This window comes from Nocardia sp. NPDC052001, from assembly GCF_040680615.1.
In the GTDB taxonomy this organism is placed as follows: Bacteria; Actinomycetota; Actinomycetes; order Mycobacteriales; family Mycobacteriaceae; genus Nocardia.
Genome location: NZ_JBFAXC010000001.1, coordinates 838,076 through 862,410 on the forward strand (window position 1 = coordinate 838,076; position 24,335 = coordinate 862,410).

Here is a 24,335-nt window from a genome sequence, read left to right on the forward strand (position 1 = left end):
CCTCACAGTTTCCAGTCGGTGGCGCTGAGCCAGCCGTTCAGGTCGAGCAGGTCCGGATGGGCCGCGCGTAACCCGTCGAGATCGACCGATTCGTGCGGGTGGGTATTGAAATGCGCGAACATCTTGGCGACCTGTTCGTCGAAGGCGCGGATCTGCTCGATCGGGATCTGTACCGTGCGCGGGGTCAATCCGGCTGCGCGGCCGAGGATTTCGGCGATTTGCGGCGGTGTCAGGACGTCTCCGGCCAGCACCAGGGTGCGGCCGAGGAACTCCTCGGGCCGGTCGAAGGCGATGGCGGCGAAGCGGCCGATATCGTCGATGGCGATGAGCGGCATGGGAATCTCCGGGGCCACCGCGAGGGCCAGCACCAGGTCATCGCCATCGCGGGCGGGCTTGTTGTAGGTGGCGAAATTGTCCATGAACAGCACCGGGCGCAGAATCGTCGCGGGCAGTCCGAGTTCGCGAATCCGCTCCTCGATGCGCTCCTTGGACCGGTAGTACTCGATACCGGAGTCCGTGCCCGCCCCGCTGAGCGAGCTGTACACCAGCTGCTCGATGCCGAGTTCCCCGGCCAATTCGGCGATGCGCCGCCCGCGCCGCTCCTCATCCGCGACGGCGGCGAGGCTGATGTTCACCCCGGACATCATGGTCAGCATGAGGAAGACCCCGTGCGCGCCGTCCATGGCCTTGCGTAGTGAATCCTCGTCGTCGAGGTCGCCCACCATCAGTTCCGCGCCCGCCGCGCGCAGTGCGACGGCCTTGGGAGCTTCCGGGTCGCGGACGAAAGCCCTTACCGGCCAACCCCGTTCGAGTAGCGCGGTGGCGGCGGCCCCGCCCTGGCGGCCGGTGGCTCCGATGACCAGGATCGGTGCGGTGTGCTCGGTCATTATGTACTCCCTGGAGTCCCTGCGGATTTCGTTCTCCCGTTGGTAATGACGCTACGAAGTCGGGCGCGGTGCTGTCCTGGTAGCGATACTGCTACCCAGAGCACGGTGCGAGGGGGAGTCGAAGTGGTAAGTGGCAGAAGCGGCGCCGGTTCGGCCCGCCGGTCGCAATTGGCCGAGTTCCTGCGGGCGCAGCGCGCGCGGTTGCAGCCCGCCGATGTCGGGCTGCTGCCTTACGGTGAGCCCGCCCGGCGGCGAACGCCGGGGTTGCGGCGCGAGGAGGTGGCCGAACTCTCCGGGGTGGGTTTGACCTGGTACACCTGGCTCGAACAGGGTCGCGATGTGGCCGCCAGCCGCCAGGTGATCGACGCGCTGGCGCGCACCCTGCGCCTGAACGCCGATCAGCACCGCCACCTGCGCTTTCTGGCCGGTTTCGCCGAACCCGAGGAGCTGCCCGCGCCCGGGGACAGCACGCGAATGCAACGCCTGGTCGACGCCGTGCTGCCCAATCCGGCCTCGGTGTACGACGGCGGCTTCGACTATCTGGTCTGGAACAGCGCCTATGTGCGGTTGCGTCATGATCCGCTGGATACGCCGGTCGAGCGCCGCAATCTGCTGTGGATGATGTTCACCGACAACGACAATCGCGCGCGCATGCCGCAGTGGGAGGGGGCCGCGCGGGCGGTGCTGAGTCAATTGCGCGATGCCATGGGCCGTCGTCCGGAGGATCCCTGGCTCACCGAATTGGTGGCCGGATTGCGAACGGAGAGTCCGGAATTCCGGAGCTGGTGGGCGGAGTATCCGGTGCGGCGTTTCCGGCCCGCCACCATTTCGATCGCCCATCCCGGCGTGGGCCCGATCGAGCTGGAATTGTTCCAATCGCGCCCGGTGGACGATCCGGAATTGCTGCTGGTCGTGCAGATTCCCGCCACCGAAACGGCCGCCGCGCGGCTCGCCGAGCTGATGCGCGCTCCCGAAACGGGGTAGGCGGTACAGAATTTCTTACGCTGTGCGAGGGTCGCCTCACCCGCGCCCGGGCGCGTGAGGCAGGATATATGGAGCTTGCCACCGTCCCCGCATGATGCGCTGTGCCGGGATGGTCTTTTTCATGTGCGTGGCTACGCATCACCGCGAAGGACAAGGAGACCGATGACGGACCCGGATACGGCCCCCGACCGCAAGGGCTATCGCCGAGTGCTCCTGAAGCTGGGTGGCGAGATGTTCGGTGGAGGCAAGGTCGGTCTCGATCCCGATGTGGTGCAGGCGGTTGCGGAGCAGATCGCGGAGGTCGTCGAGGACGGCGTCCAGGTCGCGGTGGTCATCGGCGGCGGTAATTTCTTCCGCGGCGCCGAACTCGAGGAGCGCGGTATGGAACGCGCTCGCTCGGATTACATGGGCATGCTCGGCACCGTGATGAACAGCCTTGCGCTGCAAGACTTTCTGCAGAAGCAGGGGATCGACACCCGGGTGCAGACCGCCATCACCATGGGTCAGGTCGCCGAACCGTATCTCCCGTTGCGCGCCAAGCGGCATCTGGAGAAGGGCCGCGTGGTGATCTTCGGCGCGGGTATGGGCATGCCGTACTTCTCCACCGACACCACCGCGGCCCAGCGTGCGCTGGAGATCGGCGCGGAGGTGGTGTTGATGGCCAAGGCGGTCGACGGTGTCTTCAACGCCGATCCGCGCGAGGATCCCAATGCCACCATGTTCACCGAGATCACCCATAAAGAGGTGCTCGAACAGGGCCTGAAGGTGGCCGACGCCACCGCGTTCAGCCTGTGTATGGACAACCAGATGCCGATGCTGGTGTTCAATTTGTTGACGAAGGGCAATATCGCCCGCGCGGTCGCCGGTGAGAAGATCGGCACGCTGGTCCGTTCGTGACCGCCAGAAGAACGAATGACGCTGTGGAGGAAACGCCGTGATTGAAGAAGCGCTCTTCGACGCCGAGGAAAAGATGGAGAAGGCCGTCTCGGTGGCGAAGGACGACCTGGGTTCCATTCGGACCGGTCGCGCGAATCCGGGCATGTTCTCCCGGATCGTTATCGACTACTACGGGTCGCCCACGCCCATCACCCAGGTCGCCAGCATCAGCTCGCCCGAGCCGCGCATGCTGATCATCAAGCCCTATGAGCAGGCGCTGCTCAAGGAGATCGAGACGGCGATCCGCAATTCGGATCTGGGTGTGAACCCGACCAACAATGGCGACATCATTCGCGTGCAGGTTCCGCAGCTCACCGAGGAGCGGCGCCGCGAAATGGTGAAGCAGGCCAAGTCCAAGGGTGAGGACGCCAAGGTCGCGATCCGCAATGTGCGGCGCAAGACCATGGACGAGCTGGGTCGTATCCAGAAGGATGGCGAGGCCGGTGAGGACGAGGTCGGTCGCGCCGAGAAGGATCTGGACAAGACCACCGCGAAGTACGTCGGCAGTGTCGACGAGCTGGTGAAGCACAAGGAAGCCGAACTGCTGGAGGTCTAGCGGTTCTGGGCGCGGGCGCTTGGAGTCCGGGCACGGCTGCTCGATATCTGGGAACGGACGACCGGCGGTGTCGGCCGGGGGTAGGGACGAACGGACGACAAGTGAGCGACAGGACAATCGTGGCCGAAGAAACTGCCGCCACCGGTGAGGTGACGCCGCCCGGCGAGGGCACCGCGGGATCGGCGCCCGCGCCGGTGCCGGGGTCCGAGTCGAGTGCGGCGGGGATCGCGGCCGCGGGCTCTGCCGCGGCCGGTTCGCCGGCGGCGGGGGAGCAGGCCGCCGCGGCGGCGTCCGGGGTTTCGCAGCCCGAGGGTGCGGCGGCAGCGCCCGCGTCCAAGGCGGGCCGCAATCTGCCCGCCGCGCTGGGTGTCGGTTTCGGTTTGGGCCTATCGCTCATCGCGATTCTGTTGTTCGCGCCCAAGGTGCTGATCGGTGTGATCGCCGCGGCCGTCGCGGTGGCGACCTGGGAGGTGGCCAAGCGGCTGCGTGAGGCCGATGTGCTGGTGCCGCGCATTCCGCTGCTGGCGGGTGGTCAGGCGATCATCTGGCTGGCCTGGCCGTTCGGCCCGCAGGGTGTGCTCGGCGCGTTCGGTGCGACCGCGCTGACGGTGATGGTGTGGCGGCTGTTCGACCACGGTTTGCGCGCCACACCGCGAAACTATCTGCGCGACAGCGCGATCGGTATTTTCACGCTGTCCTGGATTCCATTGCTGGCCGCGTTCGCGGTGCTCATGCTGCTGGAGGACGACGGCAATCTGCGGGTGCTGACCTTCATGATCCTGGTGGTCTGCTCCGATGTCGGCGGCTATATCGCCGGCGTGCTGTTCGGTAAGCATCCGATGGTTCCGCACATCAGCCCGAAGAAGTCCTGGGAGGGCTTCGGCGGTTCGCTGGTCTTCTGCGTCATCGGCGGTCTGCTGACGGTAACCCTGCTGCTGCAAGCCAATTCGATGATCGGCGTACTGCTGGGCGTGGCCCTGGTACTGGTCGCCACCAGCGGCGACCTGATCGAATCCCAGGTCAAGCGCGAGCTGGGCATCAAGGATATGGGCACCCTGCTGCCCGGTCATGGCGGCATCATGGATCGCCTGGATTCCATGCTGCCGTCCGCCTTCGTGGCCTGGCTGGTGCTGACCGCGCTGCTCTGATTCGAAGTCCCGCATCGGTTTTCACCGGAGGGCGATGGTCACCCGATATCCAATGCGGTGCCGTATAGCCGGGTGACCCGGAGCTTGATCACCACGCGGCCCTCGGCGGCTTGTTCGCGCAGGAATGTCTCCGGATCGTCCTGGTGACCCGCGGCGGCAAGGAGTTCGGCCGGGGAGTCCGATACCTCCGCATCGCCCTCGGCAACCGCGAAGGACCAGACGGTCGGCCCGTTCACGTGCAGCGCGATATGCGGATTGTTCCGCACCTGCTTGGCTTTGAGGCGGTCCGCGGTGGTGGAGATCCGAATGACGCGTGCGGCCGGATCCCAGCTGTACAGCACCGTCGACATGGCCGGGTGCCCGGAGCGTTTCACCGTCGCCAGGACACCGAACTGCTGGGCGGCCAGTATTTCGGCCAGCTCGGCATCGGTCAGCGTGCGCGGGGCGGGACCCTTGTTGCTCATGAAATGTCCTGTCTGAGTGCGGATTCGATAGAACCCACTGTATGAGCACCCGCGCAGACGATAAATCATCGTGAATCTTGTGATGATGTCCAATCGTCTTGCGCATAGTCTTCTCGATATGGATGTTCTGAGTGCGGCGCTGGCGACCGCACGCACCGGCAGTCCCGCGTCCGGCCTGTTCGTGCGGCATGCGCCGTGGGGCCGGGCGTATCCGCGTATCGAGAGTGCCGGATTCCATATCGTTTTGCAGGGCTCGTGCTGGCTGACCAGGTCCGATGCCGATCCCATCGCGCTCGGGGCGGGCGATGTGGTGTTCATGCCGCGCGGTATCGCGCATGAGCTGGTCGATCAGCTCGGCGCGGCGATCACCGAGACCGCCGGACCGGCCGATATCCGTTTCATCGATGGTCCCGGTCCGGTCGCGACGCTGCTGTGCGGCTCTTACCAATTGGCCGCGGATCGCACGCATCCGCTGCTCGCCGAGCTTCCGGAGGTGGTGCACATTCCGGCGCGCCTGGGCAGTCATGCCGCATTGCGCGCCGCGGTGGAGTTGCTCGCCGATGAGCTGCATTCCCCGCGCCCGGGTGGCGATGCCGCGATCCCGCCACTGCTGGAGTTGCTGCTGCTCTATCTGCTGCGCGCCTGGTTCGCCGATGCGCCGCATGAAATGTCCGGGTGGGCAGCGGCTTTCGCCGATCCGGGCATTTCGGCGGCGTTGCGCGATATGCATGAGAATCCGGCGCACGGCTGGACGGTGGAGTCGCTGGGGGAGCGGGCCGGGCTCAGTCGCGCGGCCTTCGCCAAGCGGTTCACCGCCCTGGTCGGGGAGCCGCCGCTGGCCTATCTCACGCGCTGGCGCATGATCACCGCCGCGCGGCTGCTGCGCGAGACCGATGCCCCGCTCGCGGGTGTCGCGCGGCGCACCGGGTACGGCTCGGAGTACGCGTTCGGCAAGGCGTTCAAACGCGAATACGGCACTGCCCCCGGGCATTACCGCAGGACCGCCGACGACCTGCTGCGCGCGGGTGTCTGACGGTCTGCGGGTTCGCCGGTCGCGTTAGCTGTTCTTCTTGGTGGCGCGGCGCAGCTGCAGGATGCGGTAGCCGCCGACGAGCGCGGTGCCCAGCGCTCCGGCCACGACCGACAGCAGCACCAGGACGCCGATGGGCAGGTTCCAGTTCCAGGTGAACAGGGTGACGTGGGCCTGTTCGAGGTTCTGCAGGATGAAGATCAGTACGACGATGCCGAGCAATGCGGCGATGACGAGGCCGACCCAGGCGTAACCGGCGCGGGTCTTGAGGACGCGCTGGCCCTCGTTCGTGCTCTTGCCGCTGCTCGGGGTCGGTTCCGACCCAGCGGTCGGTACGGCGTCGGTGGTCATTGCTAGATCATTGCCGATTGCTATGAACGGTGCACGTATATCGCCCCTAATCTGCCGTATGTCGTTTTCGCGTGTTGTTAGCTGGAACACTGTCGCGGAGCTCACGCCGAATGTGATGAGCGCATCCCACCCCGCACGCCCGGAACGACGGTTCGGATGGAACACTGGAAGGGTTATGACTTCGATCCCTGTGCCCCTCGTGTTCGACGCCCCCCGCCGTGGCCTGCCGCCCCGGCATCTCGCCGATCTCGACGCACAGGAACGCAAGGCTGTGGTCGAGGAACTCGGCCTCCCCAAATTCCGCGCCGATCAGATCGCGCGCCAGTACTACGGCCGCCTCGTCGCCGATCCGGAAAAGATGACCGACCTGCCGGAAGCCATGCGCGCCAAGGTCGGCGAAGCGCTTTTCCCCACCCTGCTCACCGAGGTCCGCCATATCGAGTGCGATGACGGCACCACCCGCAAGTCGCTGTGGAAGGCCAATGACGGCACGCTGCTGGAAAGCGTCCTCATGCGCTACACCGACCGCAACACCCTGTGCATCTCCAGCCAGGCCGGCTGCGGGATGGCGTGCCCGTTCTGCGCGACCGGCCAGGCGGGCCTGACCCGCAACCTGTCCACCGCCGAAATCGTCGACCAGGTCCGCGCCGCCGCGGCCGCCCTGCGCGACGGCGAGGTGGCCGGTGGCCCCGGCCGCCTGTCCAATATCGTCTTCATGGGCATGGGCGAACCCCTCGCCAACTACAAGCGCGTGGTGAACGCGGTGCGCCGCATCACCTCCCCGTCGCCCGACGGTCTCGGCATCTCCCAGCGCAATGTGGTGGTCTCCACCGTCGGCCTGGCCCCCGCCATCCGCAAACTGGCCGACGAAGACCTCTCGGTGACCCTGGCCGTCTCCCTGCACACCCCGGACGACGAACTCCGAGACACGCTGGTACCGGTCAACAATCGCTGGCCCGTCGCCGAAGTCCTCGACGCCGCAAGGTATTACGCCGACAAGTCCGGCCGCCGAGTCTCCATCGAATACGCCTTGATCCGCGATATCAATGACCAGCCCTGGCGCGCGGACATGCTCGGCAAGAAGCTGCACAAGGCTCTCGGCTCCCGAGTCCACGTCAACCTCATCCCGTTGAACCCGACCCCGGGCAGCAAATGGGACGCCTCTCCGAAGCCCGTCGAACGCGAATTCGTCCGCCGCGTCAACGAACAGGGCGTCCCCTGCACCGTTCGCGACACCCGCGGCCAGGAAATCGCCGCCGCCTGCGGCCAGCTGGCCGCCGAGGGCTGATCGCCTACTTGGCCAGGGCTTTACCACCGCTCGGCGCGACGGCGAACCAGGTGTTGCCCACGCCTTGGCCGTTGAGGTCGCCGGGGTTCTTGTCCTTGGAGAAGTAGTAGATGGGCCAGCCGCCGATGGTGATCTGGCAGGTGCCGTCGGGGCGTTCGATGAAACCGGTTGTGGCCGGATCGATTCCGTCTACGTAGAGGGACTGGCCGCGGCTTACCAGCAGGGGTGGCCAGGTGGTGGCGCAGTCGCCTGTGCAATTCGACTTCGACGGGTTGGCGGTGTCCTTGTCGAAGCGGTAGAGGGAGCGGTTCAGGTTATCCGTCACGCGGGGGCCGACTTTGGGGTCGGTGACGACCTTCAGTTGGACGGCGTTGACGCCCTGGGGAGCTGTGCCCGCGTAGATGTTCAGCCAGCCTTGGGTTTTCGCCGGGGACTGGGCCGTTGCCGACGGGGTGGCGGGAGCGGCGGTGGCGGCGGGGCTGGTCGAGAGTGAGACGACCGCTGCGGCCGCGACGGCGACGGCGGCGGTGAGTACGGCTTTGACGCTGGGCATGGATCCTCCGGACTGGCTTTCGTGGGCAGCGCGGCCAAGTCTGGTGCGCGAACAGCGGAAGATCTGTTCGCGCACCGACATTCGTTGTGTCAGCGTGCCGACACAACGGGTTTCAGTGACCGCGAGCCCGGCGCAGCACCTCGTCTTCGGTGAGGGCGCTGGAGGGGTGGTGGCTCAGGGACATGGGGACGGTGATCTTGGCGAAGCCGAGGCCCTCGGTCGCACCGTAGAAGCGGCCCGCGGACAGGCGTGAGATGTCGTCCACCTGACCGCCTTTCGCGCGCGCGAGGTCTTTCGCCGCCTGAATCTGCACCGAGGCGTTGAGCAGGCCGTAGAACTGGGTGGCGGCATTGCCGGTGACCATATTGCTCAGCCCTTTGGGGGCCTGGGTCGCGTAGACCATGCCCAGACCGTATTTGCGCGCCTGGGCGGCCAATTGGATGGTGCTCTGCGAGGACACGGTGCGGCCGATCGCGGGGACGAAAGTCTGCGCCTCGTCCAGCACCAGGAGACCGCCCAATGGCCTGTCCCCGGCCGGATTTCGTTTGATCCACGCGAACAGCGCCAATTCGAGTTGGTTCACGAAGGTCTGGCGCTGCTGTTCGGTCGGCAACCCGATACAGCTGATCACCGAGATGCGCGCGCGTTTTCCGGGAGCGGGAGTGAGCAGCGCGCCCGGATCGAGGCGTTCGCCCGCACCGCCGAACACCGGATCGTTGATCATGGCGGCATTGAGTTCATCGGCCATATCGGCGGCCAGACGACTCGCATTGCGGATCGTGCTGACATCGGAGGGCAGATTACCGAGCAGGGTGATGAACGCGCCGAGTTCACCACCACCCTCGCGGGCGAAATGCGCCAGCGATTCGGTGAGAACCGCTGTGCCGGTGCGAAGTTTCTGGGTGGTCAGGCCGGTGCGCGGAACCAGGCTCGCCACCGAGGCGTCGATCGAGAGCCGGAATTCGTCCGGATCGTCGAGGACGCCGCTGAAATCGGGCAGCGGGTTCAGCGCGATCGGACGGCCCGCCTCGCGGCGCGGGGTCCAGACGATCACCTCGGTCTCGGCCAAATAGCGTTGCGCCCGTTCGGGATCGCGCGGACCCCAGCCGTCCGGCGGGGACGGCCACGGATCGCCGAGCCGGGCCAGATCATTGTTGGTATCGATCAGGATCGACGACACCCCTTGCAGCGCGGCCTCTTCCACCAGACGGCGCAGCAACACAGTCTTCCCCGAGCCACTACCCGCGAAAACCGCCGTGTGCTTGCGCAATTGGATGAGCGGAATGCGGAAGGGCGCACCGTTCTCGATACTGCGGCCGAGCTGGATCGCAGGCGCGCCCGTACCGTCGTCGTGGGCAATACGGCGGGTGGTCGCGTCGGTGGCGGGTGCGCGGCGTTCCCATCCCGCCGCATCGGGGTCCGTAACGATCGGACCGGCGAACGTGGCCGCCATCGTGCCGTCACCGCTGCCCGGATACGGAGCCCGCACCGGCGAATCCAATGCGACGGTGACATCCGGCGCACTGAGATCCGCCGAGTACCGTGCGACGAGCGCCGAGGATTGCTGTGCCGCGATAACTTCGGCGCGAGCGGTAGGGACCGCCCGCCGCAGCAGTTCCGATCCGCTCGCGGGGCGGCGCGCCTCCAGCCAGCCGAGGAATCCCTGGCCGCCGTCGGTGTGCATCACCCGGAGTGCCGCGAACGTGCGTAGATCATCTTCACCTATTGGCAGCGTAATCCCGTGCGCGGCTTCGAATTCGGCTATCGCGGTCTTGGTGACCGGTCCGGGGGAGAAGGTTGTATTGCGCAGGATCACCAGGTGTCGTTTGGTCGCACCGGGATGGATCCCGGCCTCCAGGCAGGCCGAACGCAACCGGGTGAGCACCGCCCTCGGGTGGCCGTGCGCGATGGCGCGGAAACTCCAGTGCTCCTCATCCTCGGTGGCCTCGTCGAGGGTGCGGCGCAGCCGGGCGTGCAGGGATTGCTGCACGATGGTGGGCGGGTCGACGCTCAGCTCGCGCCCGGCCTCGCCCTGTTCCAGGACGTAGCAGGCCAGTGCCGCGTTGAGCAGCGAGAACATTTGATCGTCTTCGTATTTCGGATTCAGCGGCGCGCTCACATCGGCGGTCGCGCGCAGCTCCGCGAAGCGGCGGTCCAGGGCGTCGAGTTCGGTGGCCGCGGGGATGATCCGGGTGCTCACGCGTTCGGTCGCCGGTTTCCCGAAATGCTGGAGTTCGATGACCGTGTTCTCGGCCAGGCATAGTCGGACGTGTTCCTCGACCTGCTGGAGCAGTCTGCGCGGCGTGAAATCGGCGACCACCGGATCGTCGAAGGCGGCGGGCACGACCGGCCAGGTCGGATACGGCGGCTCGAATCCGCTCTCCCCGTAGAGGTTTCCCAGATGCCGCTCGATGATGGCGGTCGCCACCGCGGCCGACGGCATGGCGGTGGAGAGTTCGACCACGGTGAATCGATCCGCGGCCGAGTTCACCGCGCGCGTGGTGATCAGCTCCCACGACTTGGGCAGGCAGGCGGCGACGATGAGGGTGCGGGTGGTCTCCTCGCGCATGCGCATGAGCCCGTCGGCGAGCCGGTTCACCAGCTCATCCCCGTCGGCCTGCCCGGATTGCGCTATGACACTGTCGATTTGGTCGATGGCGAGCACGACGGGCCCGGTCAGCGCGAACAGCCGCGAGATTTCGCCGAAGACCAGCTGCGGTAGTCGATTGCGCCGCCGGAAACCCCACGCCAGCTGATCCGCCGGATCGACGCCATCGTCGAAGGTGAGAAACGTGTGCCCGATATCGCGCAGTTCACGTTTGCCTTGGAAGAGCACCAGCGCGCGCAGGGTGTCCTCGCACTGCACCGCCACCTGCGCGTCCAATTCCGTTACGCGCTCCAGGAATTCGTCGAGATCGGCGCGGCCGATCGCCATGGTGCCGCGCAACCGCATGCGCAGTTCGGTACCGCACCCGGTCAGTTCGGCGAGTGCGCCGAGCATGCGGCCGAGCTGCCCGCCGTCGGACCCCAGCAGCTGCGACACCACCCCGTGCACCGCGCCCGACCAGAATGATTGCCCGTCAATCAGTTTGGGCATGAAGAAGGCCCCGCCCCGCTGCTGCACATGCTGTCGCAGCCAGCCGAGCATATGCGTCTTGCCGACCCCGCGTTCCCCGCTGACCACCAGTCCGGTCGGCGTACTGCGCGGCCGGTTCGCCGCCGCCAGCACCGCCCGTTCGATCTGCGCCACCGCGCGCGGATGCAGCCCGTCGACGTGATAGTTCAGTGGACTCCACACCTCATCGGGTCCGAGCACACTGCCGAATTGCACCGAGGCCAGCGCATACTGCTGTTCCTCGTTCACCGCGCGGCCTCGATGGTGAGCAGATGTCGTGCCGTCCCGCCGAGTACGATCGCCGCGTCCCGATCCCGTTCGGTCAGCGTCTGCTGATCCGCCTCGGCCCGCACGTGCACGTCATCGCGCCGAGAAAGCGATTCCAGCGCCCGGTCCACCTCACCCCGGGACAGCTCACCGAGCTGCTCACGCAGCACCGCGAGCCGCACGGCCGAACCACCGCCGCGCGCCAGCTCCGCGTACGCCGCCTCCACCTGCCCCGCGATATCGGGCTGGAAGAGATCGGCGAGCGCCTGCCCGCTGTCGTCGAGATGCCGTCGCAGCCCGCCCAATACGGCATACAGCGCACCCCCGGCGGCCCCCGCCCGGCTCGGCCGCGCCGCACCCAGCTCCGCCCGGCACCACACCGCGCCGCCATCGGTCAGCTCATGCACGTACGCCCGCCGCACCATGGTGCTGGCCACCAAACCGAGTTCATTGAGCCGCCGGCGGTTCTTCCCGTCGAGCTTGATCCCCGCGATGGCGAACAGCTCACCATTGGTCAGCTCCCGCGCCTCGGCCATCAGCACGAGCAGCACACACCGCTCACCCAACGTCAATCGGTCATCGGCCACGTCAGCCCTCACCCTTCGATCCTCGGTAGAACCGCCCGGCCGCGCTGACGGTGACACCGGCCACCCCACCGCCCCGGGCGATTTCACTGTAGCTATCGATCGGTGAGGCACCTCCGCTTCCGGAAATATTCCATCCGGTCCAGTGCCGCAAGGGGTTTGGGACTTCGAGTGGGACCGCCGCCCCGCGCGCGTGGCTACTTGCCGGTAGGCGGATCTCCGGTGTCAGTGCGTCACCACGAAATCATCCAGGAACGCGCCGAGGCGTTCGGCCTTGGCGGCCAGATTGCGCTGGGAATCGAGGTAGTCGCCGATGCCCTGCTCCTGTGCGGCCTTCAGATATCCGGGCAGCGGCTGCTGGATTTCCTCGCGCACCACTTGATCGAGCAGTTGAGCCGCCTTGTCGCGCAGCGGATTCCCGGCTCCGGCCTGATTGTCGAGTTCGAGCCGCCCGCCCTCGGTGCCGTAGTCGTAGAGCTCGAATTCCTGTTCCTGACCCGGATCGATCTGAATGCGCCCGTCCACCCAGTGCGAGTACGACGCGAATTTGGCATCGGCGGTGCGCACCATGGCCACATGGCCGGGGGCATTGCGATCGAACATGATCGCCGCCTCCTCGATGGTCGACTCATCGGTGGTGTGCGCGACCCACGGCCGCCCCGCCGCCCCCGGATCGCGGCACAGCGCGGCCAGATCGGCCCGGTCCCGCAGATGTTCGTAGCGCCCGTCCGCGCGCCAGTCGTTGCCGCCGGTGCCGATGGTCAGGAGCAGCGGCGCGATATCCACGCTGGAGGTCAATTGCGTGCGGGTGCTCGTCCCGTCCTTCGGACTGAAGTAGCCGCGCGGATCGTGCACGTACAGCGGCACCCGAATCGCCTCGTCGTACGCGCCGCCGCCCTTCCCGTGCAGACCGTGCGAGCCCGCGTAATCACCGTGATCGGAGGTGAACACGATCACCGTATTGGCCGCGACATCCGGTCGTGCGGCAAGCGTGTCGAGCACCCGCCCGATCTGGATATCGACCTGCTGCTGCAACCACAGGTACAGATTGCGCATATCGATCCACGCCTGCCGCGCTTGCGGCGTCCCGTATTCGGCGAGCCCGAACGCGATGGCCGACACCTGCATGAGCGCGGTCTGCAACCGCGGTTTGCGACTCAACTGTTCGGGCGATTCGAAGTTCGGCGGCAGCTCCGAAACCCACTGCGGGATATCCAGATTGGCCTGATCGCGGCGCGTCCAGCGCGGCCAGTACTGGATATCGTGCGGATTCACCAGCGATACCGTGGTGCACCACGGCGCGGTCCCGGCATCGTGTTCGAACCAGTCCGCGAACTGGTCGACGATCTTGGGATCCATCGAAAGCCCCTGTCCGGGAGCCCCGTTCGGTGAGGGATAGGTGCCGCCGCCGAACCCGTACGCGTCCAGCGCCCCGGGCGTCCGATCCGGATAGTGCCCGAGATGCCATTTCCCCCACCAGGTGCTCTCGTAGCCGTGATCGCGCAGCATCGACCCCCAGGTCGGAAACTTCGGTGACAGCGTGGATTCCGAGACCACCATGCAGCCGGTCTGATGGCTGTACAATCCGGTCGCGAGCACCCCGCGCGAAGCGGTGCAATCGTTGGCGGCGGTGTAGTGATTGTCGAAAGACACTCCGCCGGAACGGATTCGCGCCAGATTCGGCAATAGCCCATCCAGCACCCCCTGATCCGGGAACCAGACCGCTGCGCGCATCTCGTCCACCAGCACGACGAGGATATTGGGCCGGTCCGGGTTCACATCGGCGCGCGCCCGGCCCGCCGGTGCGGCGACGGTGGCCGCCGCCGCGGTGGTGGCCGCCCCGGCCAGGAATCCTCTTCTGCTGACGGAACCGAACACTGTGCCTCCCAAAGCCGCCGTGCCGGGCCGAGGGCATACCTCGCCGCGTTGTCACGGCCCGATGCACAGCAGCCTAGGTTCGGGAACGGCGGAAACCATCACCCCGGTGAGGGATGCACCGTCCCTCGCCCGGGGGATCGGCGTCTCAGCTGGGCTGGCGCAGCGGCAGTCCGGCGGCCTGATAGATCGCGTCGATGACGGCCATGTTCTCGACCGAATCCCGCGGCGGCGTCAGCACCGGCGTATCGCGCAGCACGGCATCGGCGAACGCCTCGAGCTGGAAGTCGTAGGTCGGGCGGCGCGTGAACCGTTCGACGCGCTTACCCTGATCGGTGCGCACGGTCAGCCGGTGCCCGAGCTGCGGCCCGATCGGATTGAGCATCCGAAGCTCACCCCGCTCACCGATGACGCGCGCGCTGACCCGCAGCACATCCGAGGACCACATCGAACAGCGAATCCGCCCGGTATGCCCGCTCGGATACCGCAATTCGGCGGTCATGGCGCGGTCGACCCGCGGATCGCGCACCTTCGCCCGCGCCGAGGTGACCTCGGGCTGTTCACCGCCGAGTACGCGCGCCATATGCACGGCGTAGCAGCCGGCGTCCATGAGCGCGCCACCGGCGAGATCGTAGTCGTACCGGATATCGGAGAACTTGGGCAGCGGGAAGCAGAACGCGGTCTCGATCCGCACCAGTTCGCCCAATTCGCCGGAGGCGGCGATGTTTTCGGCCGCCAGCGTGAACGGGTGATAGCGGTAGTGGAACGCCTCCATCACCACCCGATCCGAATCCTGTGCCAGCTCCTGGATTTCGCGGGCTTCGGCGGTATTGGCCGTGAACGGCTTCTCGCACAGCACATGTTTGCCCGCCGCCAGCGCGGCCCGCGTCCACCGCCCGTGCAAACCATTGGGCAGCGGAATGTAGACCGCGTCGAGATCCGGTGCGGTGATCAGCTTTTCGTAATCGTCGTAGGCCGCTTCGATTCCGTGCTTCTTCGCGAACGCCGCCGCCCGCATGCCATCGCGCGCGGCCACCGCCGCGACCGTCACCTCGGGATTGCGCTTGGCCGGGGCGATCAGGGCCGAGGGCGCGATGTTCGCCGCACCGAGCACGCCGATTCGCAGCGGTGCGACCGCGGGTTCATTCATCAGGCCACCGTAATCGTTTATCCGGCAGTGGGCATCGTCACCGCCCGGCGATGAGCACCGCCGCCAGCGCCAATGCGCCCGGCAGCGCCTGCGCGAGGAGAATCCGCCGATTCGCGGTGGCCGCGCCGTACAGGCCCGCGATCACCACGCAGCTGGTGAAGAACACCAGCACACCGTGTCCGTCCTGCCTGCCCAGGATCAGGCCCCACACCAGTCCGGCCGCCAGAAACCCGTTGTACAGGCCCTGATTCGCCGCCAGCGGTTTGGTGGCGGCCGCCATCTCCGAATCGAATCCCGACAGCTGCCGGCCGGGGCCTTTATCCCACAGGAACATCTCCAGTACCAGGATGTAGCCATGTAGTACGGCCACCAGGGCGACCAAAATAGCGGCGACGATCCACATACGCGCTCCTCCGATTCAGGTGGTGACGACGAGTTTGCCCGTGGCGGTGCCGGATTCCATCACCGTATGCGCCTGCCGGATCTCATCGAGGGTGAAGGTACCGCTGATGGGAACCGTGGTGATGCCGTGCGCCACCGCGTCCAGGAACGATTGCAGCACCTCCGGCGGCAGATCACCGGCTTCGCCGCCGTAGGCCGCGAGCCGGACCCCGCGCGGCAGATAGCCGATGGGATAGAAGTTCTCGACCGTCCACTGGTTGGAGAGCATGCCGGTGAAACAGACGACACCGTGGAAAGCGGTGGCGCGCAAGGTGTCCGGCAGCGTCGGCGTCCCGATCAATTCCAGCGCGGTGTGCACCCCGCCGTCGACGAGCTCGCGCACCCGCGCGGCGATATCACCGTCGTCCAGGATCACGTGGTCGACGCCGATCCGATGCAGCGCCTCGGTCTTGTCCGGATTGCGGGTGGTGGCCAGCACGGTCATACCGCGCTGTTTGGCCAGCACCGCGGTGCACATGCCGATCGAGGAGGTGCCGCCGCGAATCAGAATGGATTGGCCGCGCTTGGCATCCAATCCGACGGTGAGCGAACCGTACGAGGTCTGCAACATCTCCGGCACCGCGCCCAGCACATCCCAGGGCAGATCACTGTGGAACGGGATCACCTGGGCGGCGGGTACGCAGGTGTATTCGGCATAGCCGCCGTCGAAGGTGCGGCCCATACCGCCCATCAACGTCACGACCTGCTGTCCGGGTTCGAATTCGCCGCCGGGACATTCCGCCACGACGCCCGTGGCCTCGATACCGAGCACTCGCGGGAAGATCACGCCGTCGGCCAGTCCGAGCCGCGTGTGCAGTTCGGAGCGATTCAGCCCGAACGCCTTGACTCGGATCAGCACCTGTCCGGCTTCGGGAACGGGGATGGGGAGGTCCCGGATATGCAGCGCATCGGGTGGTCCGGGTGCGTCGAGCACCACCGCGCGCATGGTCTCGGCCATTCGACGCCTTTCGATCACGAGCGAATGCGAATCGGTCCGGGCCCCCACATGCTATCGGTGCGGCACCGCTGTGGAGGGGATCACGCAACCGCGGTTTCAGTGAGTTCGGCTATCAATACGCTTTCTTAGCTACCTATCAGTAACTCATTCCTGGACACTTGACTAGCGGGCTTGTTATCTGGCCCGAATCCGAATCTCCGTCAGTGTTCGAGCAAGGAAAGCCTACGAAGTGATGAAGTTCAGCAAATTTGCCGCGACATCGGTCATGGTTATCGCGGCCCTCGGTATCAGCGCCGGAGCCGTGCACGCCGATCCCGCTCCCGCCCCGGTGGTCCCGGGCGCCTCGGACATTGTCGAGGGCCTCAACTCCGCGGTCGACGGCCTGGTGCCCGCCATTCACTGGAACGCCGCGATCGAGGGCGATTCGGTCGTGCTGACCACCGACGCGGGTGCGATGACCACCGAGAATGATCAGTTCCAGCTGCTCGACAACCACGGCGGCCTGGTCGCGGCCTTCCCGCTCGGTTTCATCAAGGATGGCCTGCAGTACCCGCTGAAGGCCGCCATCAACGGTCTGAGCGCGACCCTGACCCCGGATATGGATCCCGCCGCCGCGCGCCCGGTCGATCTGCCGATTCACCAGGCGACCCAGCAGAAGGCGTTCGATGACGCCGTAGGTGCCGCGGGCGCGCAGTTCGGCATCATCACCGCTATCGGAACGCTGATCGGCACCCTGGTCGGCGGTATCGGCGGCTGTGCGATCGGCGCGTTCCTCGGCACCCCGATTCTGCTGCCGGGCTGGCTGGGTGGTTGCGTCGCGGGCGCGCTCATCGGCATTCCGCTGGGTGCGGCCGCGGGCCTGGTCCTGACCGGTGTTCCGGCCGCGATCGTCATCGCCATCGGCTTCTTCCAGCGCGTCAACGATCCCGCGAACCAGTAGTACAGCCCGCTCCGCGGCACTCGGCCGGTACGCATCCTCGGATGTGTACCGGCCTTTGTTATGCACTGAGAGTTTGCTTATTACGGCCTGAAAAGACCGTTTGAACATGAACCGTAACCAAAACGTGCTTGACGACCCATTATCGCCATGATTTGGCAACACCTCGGCAACATAGAAAAACCATTCTATTCACCAGGTGCTCGACGAGGACCTGCTCCCCAAGACAGGGGTCCCGCCCGACGAAAGCGACGAGAAGTCATGCGTTTCAAGAAGTTCGCCGCCACCTCCGCTCTGGCCATCGCGGCCCTCGGCATCACCACCGGCACCAGCTATGCCGCCCCCGCCGACGCCGCCCCGGAAGCAGCGGCCATCCACTACGACGCCAAGATCGAAGGCGCGTCGGTGGTCCTGAAGACCGATATCGGTTCGCTGACCACCGAGGGTGATCAGTTCCAGGTGCGCGACACCCAGGGCGGCCTGGTCACCGCCTTCCCGCTGAACTTCATCAAGGACGGCCTGGCCTTCCCGATCGCGGCCCAGATCGACGGCAACACCGCGACATTGACCCCGAATATGGATCCGGCCGCGGCCCACCCGGCCGATCTGCCGCTGCAGAATGTCGCCAGCCAGGCGGATCAGGACTCGGCCTGGTCGGCCGCCTCCTCGCAGTTCGCGGTCATCACCGCCATCGGCACCATGGTCGGCACCCTCATCGGCGGCGTCGGCGGTTGCGCCATCGGCGCGTTCCTCGGCACCCCGGTGCTGCTGCCCGGCTGGATCGGCGGCTGCTTCGCCGGTGCGCTGGTCGGTATCCCGCTGGGTGCGGCCGCGGGCCTGATCCTGACCGGTGTTCCGGCCGCGATCGGCGTCGGCATCGGCTTCTTCAACCGCATCTCGGCCCCGTAAGCACGGCATCAGCGAAACAACTTCACGCACAACAGACTTCGGGCCGGATCGCATCAAGCGATCCGGCCCGAAGCCGCTGCGGATGTCCGATTATCAGGACTTGGCGCACACACCGTTCAGCAGAATGGTGGCGGTGCCGATGGAGGCGGCATCACCGTTCTTGAGCGCATCGGCGTACTCGGTGATGGCGGTGCGCTCCTGGCCGTCGGCCGGGATGGCCAGCAGCTGATCGGCGACACGGACCTCCAGGTCGTGATCCGGTCCGAGGGCCGTCACGCTACCCAGCACATCGGCCACCTGCGCGCAGGCGGGGGACTGGGCGGAGGCGGTGCCGGCGGGCAGCACCAGCAGGGCGCCGACGGCCGACACGGCCAGCAGGGTGGAGGGCAGAATCTTGCGCATACAGTTCACTCCCGGAAACTTCGGTGGCGGGTTTGCCAACTCGAGTTTGCCTGATGGTCGGGAGGAAAAGATCACAGCCCCGCGAAAATCTTTGCGAGGCTGTGTATTAGCGCAGGTGAGACGCTAGCGAGGCTTGCGTTGCAGCAGCGAGTCGCGAATCAGGACGACAGCCAGCAACACCGCGAAGGCGATCAGGAAGATGTATCCGGTGTGGCCGCTGCCCGAGGACGCGCCCTGCGGGCCCTCGAAGAGCATGCCGAGCAGGATCACGATGACGACCCAGCCCGCGGTGCGGAAGGTACGACGCGATTCGCCGCTCCATCCCCATGCGGCGGACGGAACCTCGGCGGTGTCGACCTTGGTGACGACATCGGCGCTGTGGACGGATTCCAGTTCCGTTGCGGCCACTTTCGCTCCTTATAGGCTCGAATCGAATGCTGGCTCATATCGTGACATACGACCCAGTGTCGTAGCCAGCAGGGTGGCGGTGGATACGGCATGTCACCGGATGGGGCAGGCGACAGGCGATTACGCGGCAGGAGAGAATAAGCGGGTGTCCGACGTTGTGAAGGTTCTGCTGCTGGGCAGCACGGGTTCGATCGGTACCCAGGCGCTGGAGGTGATCGCCGCCAATCCCGACCGGTTCGAAGTGGTCGGTTTGGCCGCGCGCGGTGGCAATACCGAATTGCTGGCACAGCAGATCGCCGCCACCGGCACCACCAATGTGGCGGTTGCGGACGCGGCGGCGGCGGCGAAACTCGGTGTGGCACTGGCCGGTCCGGATGCCGCGACCGAATTGGTGCGGCGCACCGACGCCGATGTGGTGCTGAACGCCCTGGTCGGTTCGCTCGGTTTGGAGCCCACCCTGGAGACCCTGCATTCGGGTCGGCGGCTCGCACTGGCCAATAAGGAATCACTGGTCGCGGGCGGTTCGCTGGTGACCCGCGCCGCCAAGCCCGGCCAGATCGTCCCCGTCGATTCCGAGCATTCGGCGCTGGCGCAGTGCCTGCGCGGCGGCCGCGCCGACGAGGTCGACAAGCTGGTGCTGACCGCCTCGGGCGGCCCGTTCCGCGGCTGGACCGCGGACATGCTGGAATCGGTGAATCCGGCCGAGGCCAAGACCCATCCGACCTGGTCCATGGGTCCGATGAACACCCTGAATTCGGCCTCGCTGGTCAACAAGGGCCTGGAGCTGATCGAAACCCATCTGCTGTTCGGCGTGCCCTACGACCGCATCGAGGTCACCGTGCACCCGCAGTCGATCGTGCACTCCATGGTCACCTTCCGCGACGGTTCCACCCTGGCCCAGGCCAGCCCGCCGGATATGAAACTGCCCATCGCGCTGGCCCTGGGCTGGCCGGATCGAGTGCCCGGCGCGGCCGCGGCCTGCGATTGGACCACCGCGTCGACCTGGACTTTCGAACCGGTCGACAATGAGGTCTTCCCCGCCATCGACCTGGCCCGGCGGGCCGGAACCGCGGGCGGCTGCGTGACCGCGGTCTACAACGCCGCCAATGAAATCGCCGTGCAGGCCTTCCTCGACGGGCTCATTCGATTCCCCGAGATCGTGCGCACGGTCGCGCGGGTCGTGGAGTCCGCCGACCGCTGGACCGCCGAACCCAGTACCTTGGACGAGGTGCTCGCGGCCGATGCGTGGGCGCGAGAAACCGCGCGCACGATCGTGCGCGGCTGACTGCAGGAGGGTTCGGTACCGCATGGTCTACGCGATCGGCTTCGCACTGTTCGCACTCGGTATCACCGTGTCGGTCGCGCTGCACGAATGCGGCCACATGTGGGCCGCGCAGGCGACCGGTATGAAGGTGCGCCGCTACTTCGTCGGCTTCGGCCCGAAGATCTGGTCCACCACCCGGGGTGAGACCGAATACGGCCTGAAGGCGTTGCCGCTGGGCGGTTTCTGCGATATCGCCGGTATGACCGCCCTCGATGAGCTCGAGCCCGAGGATCTGGATCGGGCCATGTACCGGCAGAAGACCTGGAAGCGCCTGGTCGTCATGTCCGGCGGCATCGCGATGAACTTCCTGCTCGGCTTCCTGCTCATCATGCTGCTCGCGGTGGTGTGGGGACTGCCGCGGTTCGATCAGCCGCCCGCCACCCAGCTGGGCGCGATGAACTGCGTGCAGAGCCAGGGGCCGGATCAGAAGTACCTGCCCTGCACCGGTGAGGGCCCGGCGCAGCGCGCGGGCCTGCAACGCGGTGACATCGTGACCGCGGTCAATGGCACCAAGATCAAGACCTGGGAGGACTTCAGCGCCCAGACGCAGAAGCAGACCGGGCCGTTCACCTACACCATCGAGCGCGACGGCAAGACCCTCAGCATTCCGGTCACCCCCGAACAGGCCGTGATCTATCCGACCAAGGACGGCGCGCCCAAGACCGTCGGCAAGGTCGGCGTCGGCCATGACATCTACCTCCCGGTGAAGTACGACTTCCTCGCCGCCATTCCGGCCTCGGCCGCGTTCACCGGTGAAATCGGGCTGCGCACAGTGCAATCGCTGGCGCAGATGCCCGCCAAGGTGGTCGATCTGTGGCATGCGGTCACCGGCGGCGAACGCGATCCGGAGACCCCGGTCTCGGTCTACGGCGCGAGCAAGATCGGTGGCGAGACCGCCGAACACGGGCTGTGGTCGCTGTTCGTGCTCACCCTGGCGAGCCTGAACTTCTTCCTCGGCGCCTTCAACCTGCTGCCGCTGCTGCCCCTGGACGGCGGTCATATGGCGGTCGTCATCTACGAGAAGATCCGCAATGTGCTGCGCGGCCGCAAGGGCCTGCCTGACGGGCCGCCGGTGGATTACCTCAAACTGCTACCCGCCACCTACGTGGTGGTGGTGATCGGCGGCGCGTACATGGTGCTGACCCTGGTCGCCGATATCGTCAACCCGGTCAAGCTCTTCCCCTGACGGTCCGTGCCAATCGCGTAGCGGCCGAACGGCATTGTCGCCCGTTATCGGTAAGGTTGCCGTGGGGCAGCCGTTGAGCTCGGGGTGGGGATAGCGTTCACCGAAGTACCTGGCGCAGTGGATGTCTCGACATTGTCTGCGTGAGAGAACGGTGTTTGCGTCGTGGAGTTGACGCGTGGAGCGAACGCGCCGGTGAATTCGGCCGCGGTATCGCTGGTGCTGCGGTGGGGTTCGGGCCGCGAGGTGGATCCGCAGGCCCTGCTGCTGGATGAGAGCGGAAAGATCCGGGGCAACGACGATTTCGTCTTCTTCAACGCGCCCCGGCATCCCTCGGGAGCGGTGGTGCTGGAGGAAGCCGCTTCGGGCACCGCCACCATGCGCCTGACCCTCACCGCCATCGAACCGGCGGTGCACAAGGTCGTCATCGCGGGATCCGTTGAGCAGGGCTCATTTCGGGATATCGACGCCCTGACCCTGACCGTCCGCGATACCGGCGGCGTCCTGCTCAGCTACCCGCTGCACGGCTCCGACGCGGTCACCGCCATGGTGCTCGGCGAGTTCTATCGTCGCGGCGGCGACTGGAAATTCCGCGCCGTCGGCCAGGGCTGGAGCAGCGGATTGCGCGGCCTCGCAGAGGAATTCGGCGTCGAAGTCGACGACGAACCCGCCCCCGCGGAGGCGATCAGCCCGCCGCCCGTGACGCCCACACCGCCGCCGCCCGTGCCTGATATGCCCGCCGGATGGTATTCCGCCCCAGGTGATCTCACGCGTCTCCGCTGGTGGAGTGGTACGGCGTGGACCGAGGACTACCGCCCGGCCTTCCCCGTCGACGATCCCGCCACCTGTCCCCGGTGCGGGCGGCCCCGGCATGTGCCGCGCTTCGGTGGCGGCGGCCCGGCCGCCTGCCGCTGGTGTGAGGCGGAGGTGAACGGTCTGCTGGAGTCGTGGCGCGGTCGGGTGTGGCAGGTGCTGGCCACGGGCGGCCCGAGCGGCCCGGCCTGGGACGAAGCCTGGTCCATGCTGCGCTTCCACCTCATCGACGAGTCCACCGGACGAGAAGCGTTGCGGCCCCTGGCCATTGCCCACCTCGAACGCGTGGTGGCCTTCGCCTTCGCGGACGGTGAGATCGATCAGAGCGAACTCGAGGATTTCGAGCGCACCATCACCACCTTGCGGATATACACCGACCTCGGCATGGCCGCGCAGCATATCGAGGGCCTGCGGCAGCGCATGCTGCGCGGGCGCGCGCTGACCCAGGTGAAGGTCGGCGACCTGCCGCGCGTCGAGCGCCCGGACTTGCACCTGGAGGCCGACGAGTTGCTCTACCTCGATGTGAACGCCACGCAGATCCGCTATCTGGCCAGCGGTCCCAAGCAGGCGTCCGGCCGTCTGATCGGCAGTAGCAAGAAGTTCCGTTTCGTCGGCGACGGCGCGGGCGTGGAATTGTCCTGGGCCAAGATGGTCGCCGTTCGCCACGAGTACGACACCGTCGTCATCCAGGCCACCACCGCGCGCGGCGGCGGTACCTATCGTGTCCCCGACGCCGAGTACGTGGCCGCGGTGCTCGAGGGTGCGCTGCGGGTGGCCAAGCGCCTGGTGCTGGCTCCGGGCCAGCGCGATTCGCGCGCGGTCCCGCAGGATGTCAAGGCCCGGGTCTGGCAGCGTGACGGCGGCAGATGCCAGCAGTGCGGTGACAACCGGTACCTGGAGTTCGACCACATCATCCCGTGGAGTCAGGGCGGGGCGACAAGTGTGGAGAACCTGCAGATCCTGTGCCGCAAGTGCAATCAGCAGAAGGGTGCGCGCATCTAGCCGGGTTCAGGCCGTCAGCTCACCGAGCAGTTGACGGCACAGCCGGTCCGCGCGCCGGGTGGTTTCGGGCTGCCGGAATTCGGGTGTGAGTGAAAGCACCTGTGCGCAGGCGGTGTCGATATCGATGAGATGCCCCACCGATACGAATACCGGTTTGACGTTGCTGCGAGTGCGCAGCGCCCGCCCCACCACCTCGCCGTCGATGCGGATATCGGTCCACGACCCGCGTTCGCCCCCGGGCGTCTCGTATTCGCCCCACGCGTTCTTGGCCACCCCGAGCGTCGGTATCCCGGCGAGCAGCCCGATATGGCAGGCGAACCCGAATCGTCGCGGATGCGCCAGCCCCTGACTGTCGCAGATAATGAGATCCGGTGTGACACCGAGGTTTTCGAACGCCTCCAGCGTGGTGGGCAATTCGCGGAAGGCCAGCAGGCCCGGAACATACGGAAAATCGGTGGTTCCCCGCGCGGTCGCCGTCGCCACGGTCTCCAACGTTTCCGCGTCCAGTACGACTATGGCCGCGACCACATTGCCGTCATCGTCGTAGGCTGAATCCAGTCCCGCGATCGTGCGAAAGTCCGGCGCTGCGGGGTTGCTCGCGATGATCCGGTCGCGCAGTCGATCTTGCAGCGCCATCGCGTCTTCGGCTGAACGCGGCCAGGGATCGATGTTCGCTACCTTCACTTTTCGAAACGTATACCTTCTCGCCGTCTGCAACGAATACAACCTGTAGGCCCCGGCCCGAATCCGAGCCGCTGCCCGGGCGCAGG

The 24,335-nt window shown here is 66.6% G+C and carries 24 protein-coding genes; 11 read left to right on the forward strand and 13 right to left on the reverse strand.

Annotated features, from left to right (window positions below; translation table 11 throughout):
- Window positions 1–2: 2 nt before the first annotated feature.
- A complete protein-coding gene (locus tag AB0L82_RS04010; RefSeq protein WP_364630650.1) occupies window positions 3–887 on the reverse strand; it encodes an NmrA/HSCARG family protein in 885 nt (294 codons plus the stop codon).
- A 123-nt stretch (window positions 888–1,010) separates the two neighbouring features.
- Between AB0L82_RS04010 and AB0L82_RS04015 the strand changes: the two genes are divergently transcribed.
- The 4 genes from AB0L82_RS04015 to AB0L82_RS04030 all read left to right on the forward strand — a co-directional run bounded on the left by AB0L82_RS04015 (window position 1,011) and on the right by AB0L82_RS04030 (window position 4,511).
- Window positions 1,011–1,871 (forward strand): helix-turn-helix transcriptional regulator, encoded by an 861-nt coding sequence (locus tag AB0L82_RS04015; RefSeq protein WP_364630653.1) that lies wholly within the window; start codon window positions 1,011–1,013, stop codon window positions 1,869–1,871.
- 162 nt (window positions 1,872–2,033) lie between these two features.
- Complete coding sequence (gene pyrH / locus AB0L82_RS04020) at window positions 2,034–2,768, forward strand: UMP kinase (protein ID WP_067567919.1); 735 nt, start codon at window positions 2,034–2,036, stop codon at window positions 2,766–2,768.
- A 37-nt stretch (window positions 2,769–2,805) separates the two neighbouring features.
- A complete protein-coding gene (frr, locus tag AB0L82_RS04025) occupies window positions 2,806–3,363 on the forward strand; it encodes a ribosome recycling factor (protein WP_364630657.1) in 558 nt (185 codons plus the stop codon).
- A gap of 101 nt (window positions 3,364–3,464) precedes the next feature.
- Entirely contained in the window at window positions 3,465–4,511 is a 1,047-nt protein-coding gene (locus AB0L82_RS04030; RefSeq protein ID WP_364630660.1) for a phosphatidate cytidylyltransferase, read from the forward strand.
- Window positions 4,512–4,549: 38 nt separating this feature from the next.
- On the opposite strand, the gene AB0L82_RS04035 is transcribed toward AB0L82_RS04030, so the two are convergent.
- A complete protein-coding gene (locus AB0L82_RS04035) occupies window positions 4,550–4,975 on the reverse strand; it encodes a TIGR03618 family F420-dependent PPOX class oxidoreductase (RefSeq protein ID WP_364630663.1) in 426 nt (141 codons plus the stop codon).
- A 118-nt stretch (window positions 4,976–5,093) separates the two neighbouring features.
- On the opposite strand from AB0L82_RS04035, the gene AB0L82_RS04040 reads away from it, so the two are divergent.
- On the forward strand, window positions 5,094–6,008 hold the full coding sequence (locus tag AB0L82_RS04040; protein WP_364630666.1) for an AraC family transcriptional regulator: 915 nt from the start codon (window positions 5,094–5,096) through the stop codon (window positions 6,006–6,008).
- A gap of 24 nt (window positions 6,009–6,032) precedes the next feature.
- Here the strand turns inward: AB0L82_RS04040 and AB0L82_RS04045 are convergent, their stop codons facing one another.
- Window positions 6,033–6,356: a lipopolysaccharide assembly protein LapA domain-containing protein gene (locus tag AB0L82_RS04045; protein WP_364630669.1), complete on the reverse strand. Its 324-nt coding sequence runs from the start codon at window positions 6,354–6,356 to the stop codon at window positions 6,033–6,035.
- A 175-nt stretch (window positions 6,357–6,531) separates the two neighbouring features.
- Here AB0L82_RS04045 and rlmN point away from each other — a divergent pair, with 175 nt between their 5' ends.
- Entirely contained in the window at window positions 6,532–7,644 is a 1,113-nt protein-coding gene (gene rlmN / locus AB0L82_RS04050) for a 23S rRNA (adenine(2503)-C(2))-methyltransferase RlmN (protein ID WP_364630672.1), read from the forward strand.
- A 4-nt stretch (window positions 7,645–7,648) separates the two neighbouring features.
- On the opposite strand, the gene AB0L82_RS04055 is transcribed toward rlmN, so the two are convergent.
- From AB0L82_RS04055 to AB0L82_RS04085, 7 genes are all read right to left on the reverse strand, one after another.
- Complete coding sequence (locus AB0L82_RS04055) at window positions 7,649–8,197, reverse strand: hypothetical protein (RefSeq protein WP_364630675.1); 549 nt, start codon at window positions 8,195–8,197, stop codon at window positions 7,649–7,651.
- Between the two features lie 112 nt (window positions 8,198–8,309).
- The gene (locus AB0L82_RS04060) at window positions 8,310–11,561 is read right to left on the reverse strand and encodes a DUF87 domain-containing protein (protein WP_364630678.1); all 3,252 of its coding nucleotides are present in this window, start codon (window positions 11,559–11,561) and stop codon (window positions 8,310–8,312) included.
- A complete protein-coding gene (locus AB0L82_RS04065) occupies window positions 11,558–12,178 on the reverse strand; it encodes a hypothetical protein (protein ID WP_364630681.1) in 621 nt (206 codons plus the stop codon). The genes AB0L82_RS04060 and AB0L82_RS04065 overlap by 4 nt, the downstream gene beginning before the upstream one ends.
- A 210-nt stretch (window positions 12,179–12,388) precedes the next feature.
- Window positions 12,389–14,041 (reverse strand): sulfatase-like hydrolase/transferase, encoded by a 1,653-nt coding sequence (locus AB0L82_RS04070; RefSeq protein WP_364630683.1) that lies wholly within the window; start codon window positions 14,039–14,041, stop codon window positions 12,389–12,391.
- Between the two features lie 145 nt (window positions 14,042–14,186).
- Window positions 14,187–15,188 (reverse strand): Gfo/Idh/MocA family oxidoreductase, encoded by a 1,002-nt coding sequence (locus AB0L82_RS04075; RefSeq protein ID WP_364630686.1) that lies wholly within the window; start codon window positions 15,186–15,188, stop codon window positions 14,187–14,189.
- A 37-nt stretch (window positions 15,189–15,225) separates the two neighbouring features.
- Window positions 15,226–15,591 carry a DUF1304 domain-containing protein gene (locus AB0L82_RS04080; protein WP_364630689.1) on the reverse strand — a complete coding sequence of 122 codons (366 nt, stop codon included), beginning with the start codon at window positions 15,589–15,591 and terminating at the stop codon, window positions 15,226–15,228.
- A gap of 15 nt (window positions 15,592–15,606) precedes the next feature.
- Window positions 15,607–16,587, reverse strand: coding sequence for a zinc-binding alcohol dehydrogenase family protein (locus AB0L82_RS04085; RefSeq protein ID WP_364630692.1), 981 nt, complete (start codon window positions 16,585–16,587; stop codon window positions 15,607–15,609).
- Between the two features lie 232 nt (window positions 16,588–16,819).
- On the opposite strand from AB0L82_RS04085, the gene AB0L82_RS04090 reads away from it, so the two are divergent.
- Window positions 16,820–17,527 carry a hypothetical protein gene (locus tag AB0L82_RS04090; RefSeq protein ID WP_364630695.1) on the forward strand — a complete coding sequence of 236 codons (708 nt, stop codon included), beginning with the start codon at window positions 16,820–16,822 and terminating at the stop codon, window positions 17,525–17,527.
- Window positions 17,528–17,785: 258 nt separating this feature from the next.
- Window positions 17,786–18,433, forward strand: a complete 648-nt coding sequence (locus tag AB0L82_RS04095; RefSeq protein WP_364630698.1) for a hypothetical protein — start codon at window positions 17,786–17,788, stop codon at window positions 18,431–18,433.
- Between the two features lie 93 nt (window positions 18,434–18,526).
- Here the strand turns inward: AB0L82_RS04095 and AB0L82_RS04100 are convergent, their stop codons facing one another.
- Window positions 18,527–18,835, reverse strand: a complete 309-nt coding sequence (locus AB0L82_RS04100) for a hypothetical protein (RefSeq protein ID WP_364630701.1) — start codon at window positions 18,833–18,835, stop codon at window positions 18,527–18,529.
- 123 nt (window positions 18,836–18,958) lie between these two features.
- Window positions 18,959–19,243, reverse strand: coding sequence for a DUF2631 domain-containing protein (locus tag AB0L82_RS04105; RefSeq protein ID WP_364630704.1), 285 nt, complete (start codon window positions 19,241–19,243; stop codon window positions 18,959–18,961).
- Window positions 19,244–19,343: 100 nt separating this feature from the next.
- On the opposite strand from AB0L82_RS04105, the gene dxr reads away from it, so the two are divergent.
- From dxr to AB0L82_RS04120, 3 genes are all read left to right on the forward strand, one after another.
- Window positions 19,344–20,528, forward strand: a complete 1,185-nt coding sequence (gene dxr / locus AB0L82_RS04110; RefSeq protein WP_364630707.1) for a 1-deoxy-D-xylulose-5-phosphate reductoisomerase — start codon at window positions 19,344–19,346, stop codon at window positions 20,526–20,528.
- Between the two features lie 22 nt (window positions 20,529–20,550).
- Window positions 20,551–21,753, forward strand: a complete 1,203-nt coding sequence (locus AB0L82_RS04115; RefSeq protein ID WP_364630709.1) for a M50 family metallopeptidase — start codon at window positions 20,551–20,553, stop codon at window positions 21,751–21,753.
- Window positions 21,754–21,915: 162 nt separating this feature from the next.
- Complete coding sequence (locus AB0L82_RS04120) at window positions 21,916–23,565, forward strand: TerD family protein (protein WP_364630711.1); 1,650 nt, start codon at window positions 21,916–21,918, stop codon at window positions 23,563–23,565.
- A 6-nt stretch (window positions 23,566–23,571) separates the two neighbouring features.
- Here AB0L82_RS04120 and AB0L82_RS04125 read toward each other — a convergent pair whose 3' ends face one another.
- On the reverse strand, window positions 23,572–24,249 hold the full coding sequence (locus tag AB0L82_RS04125; RefSeq protein ID WP_364630714.1) for an endonuclease V: 678 nt from the start codon (window positions 24,247–24,249) through the stop codon (window positions 23,572–23,574).
- Window positions 24,250–24,335: the final 86 nt, after the last annotated feature.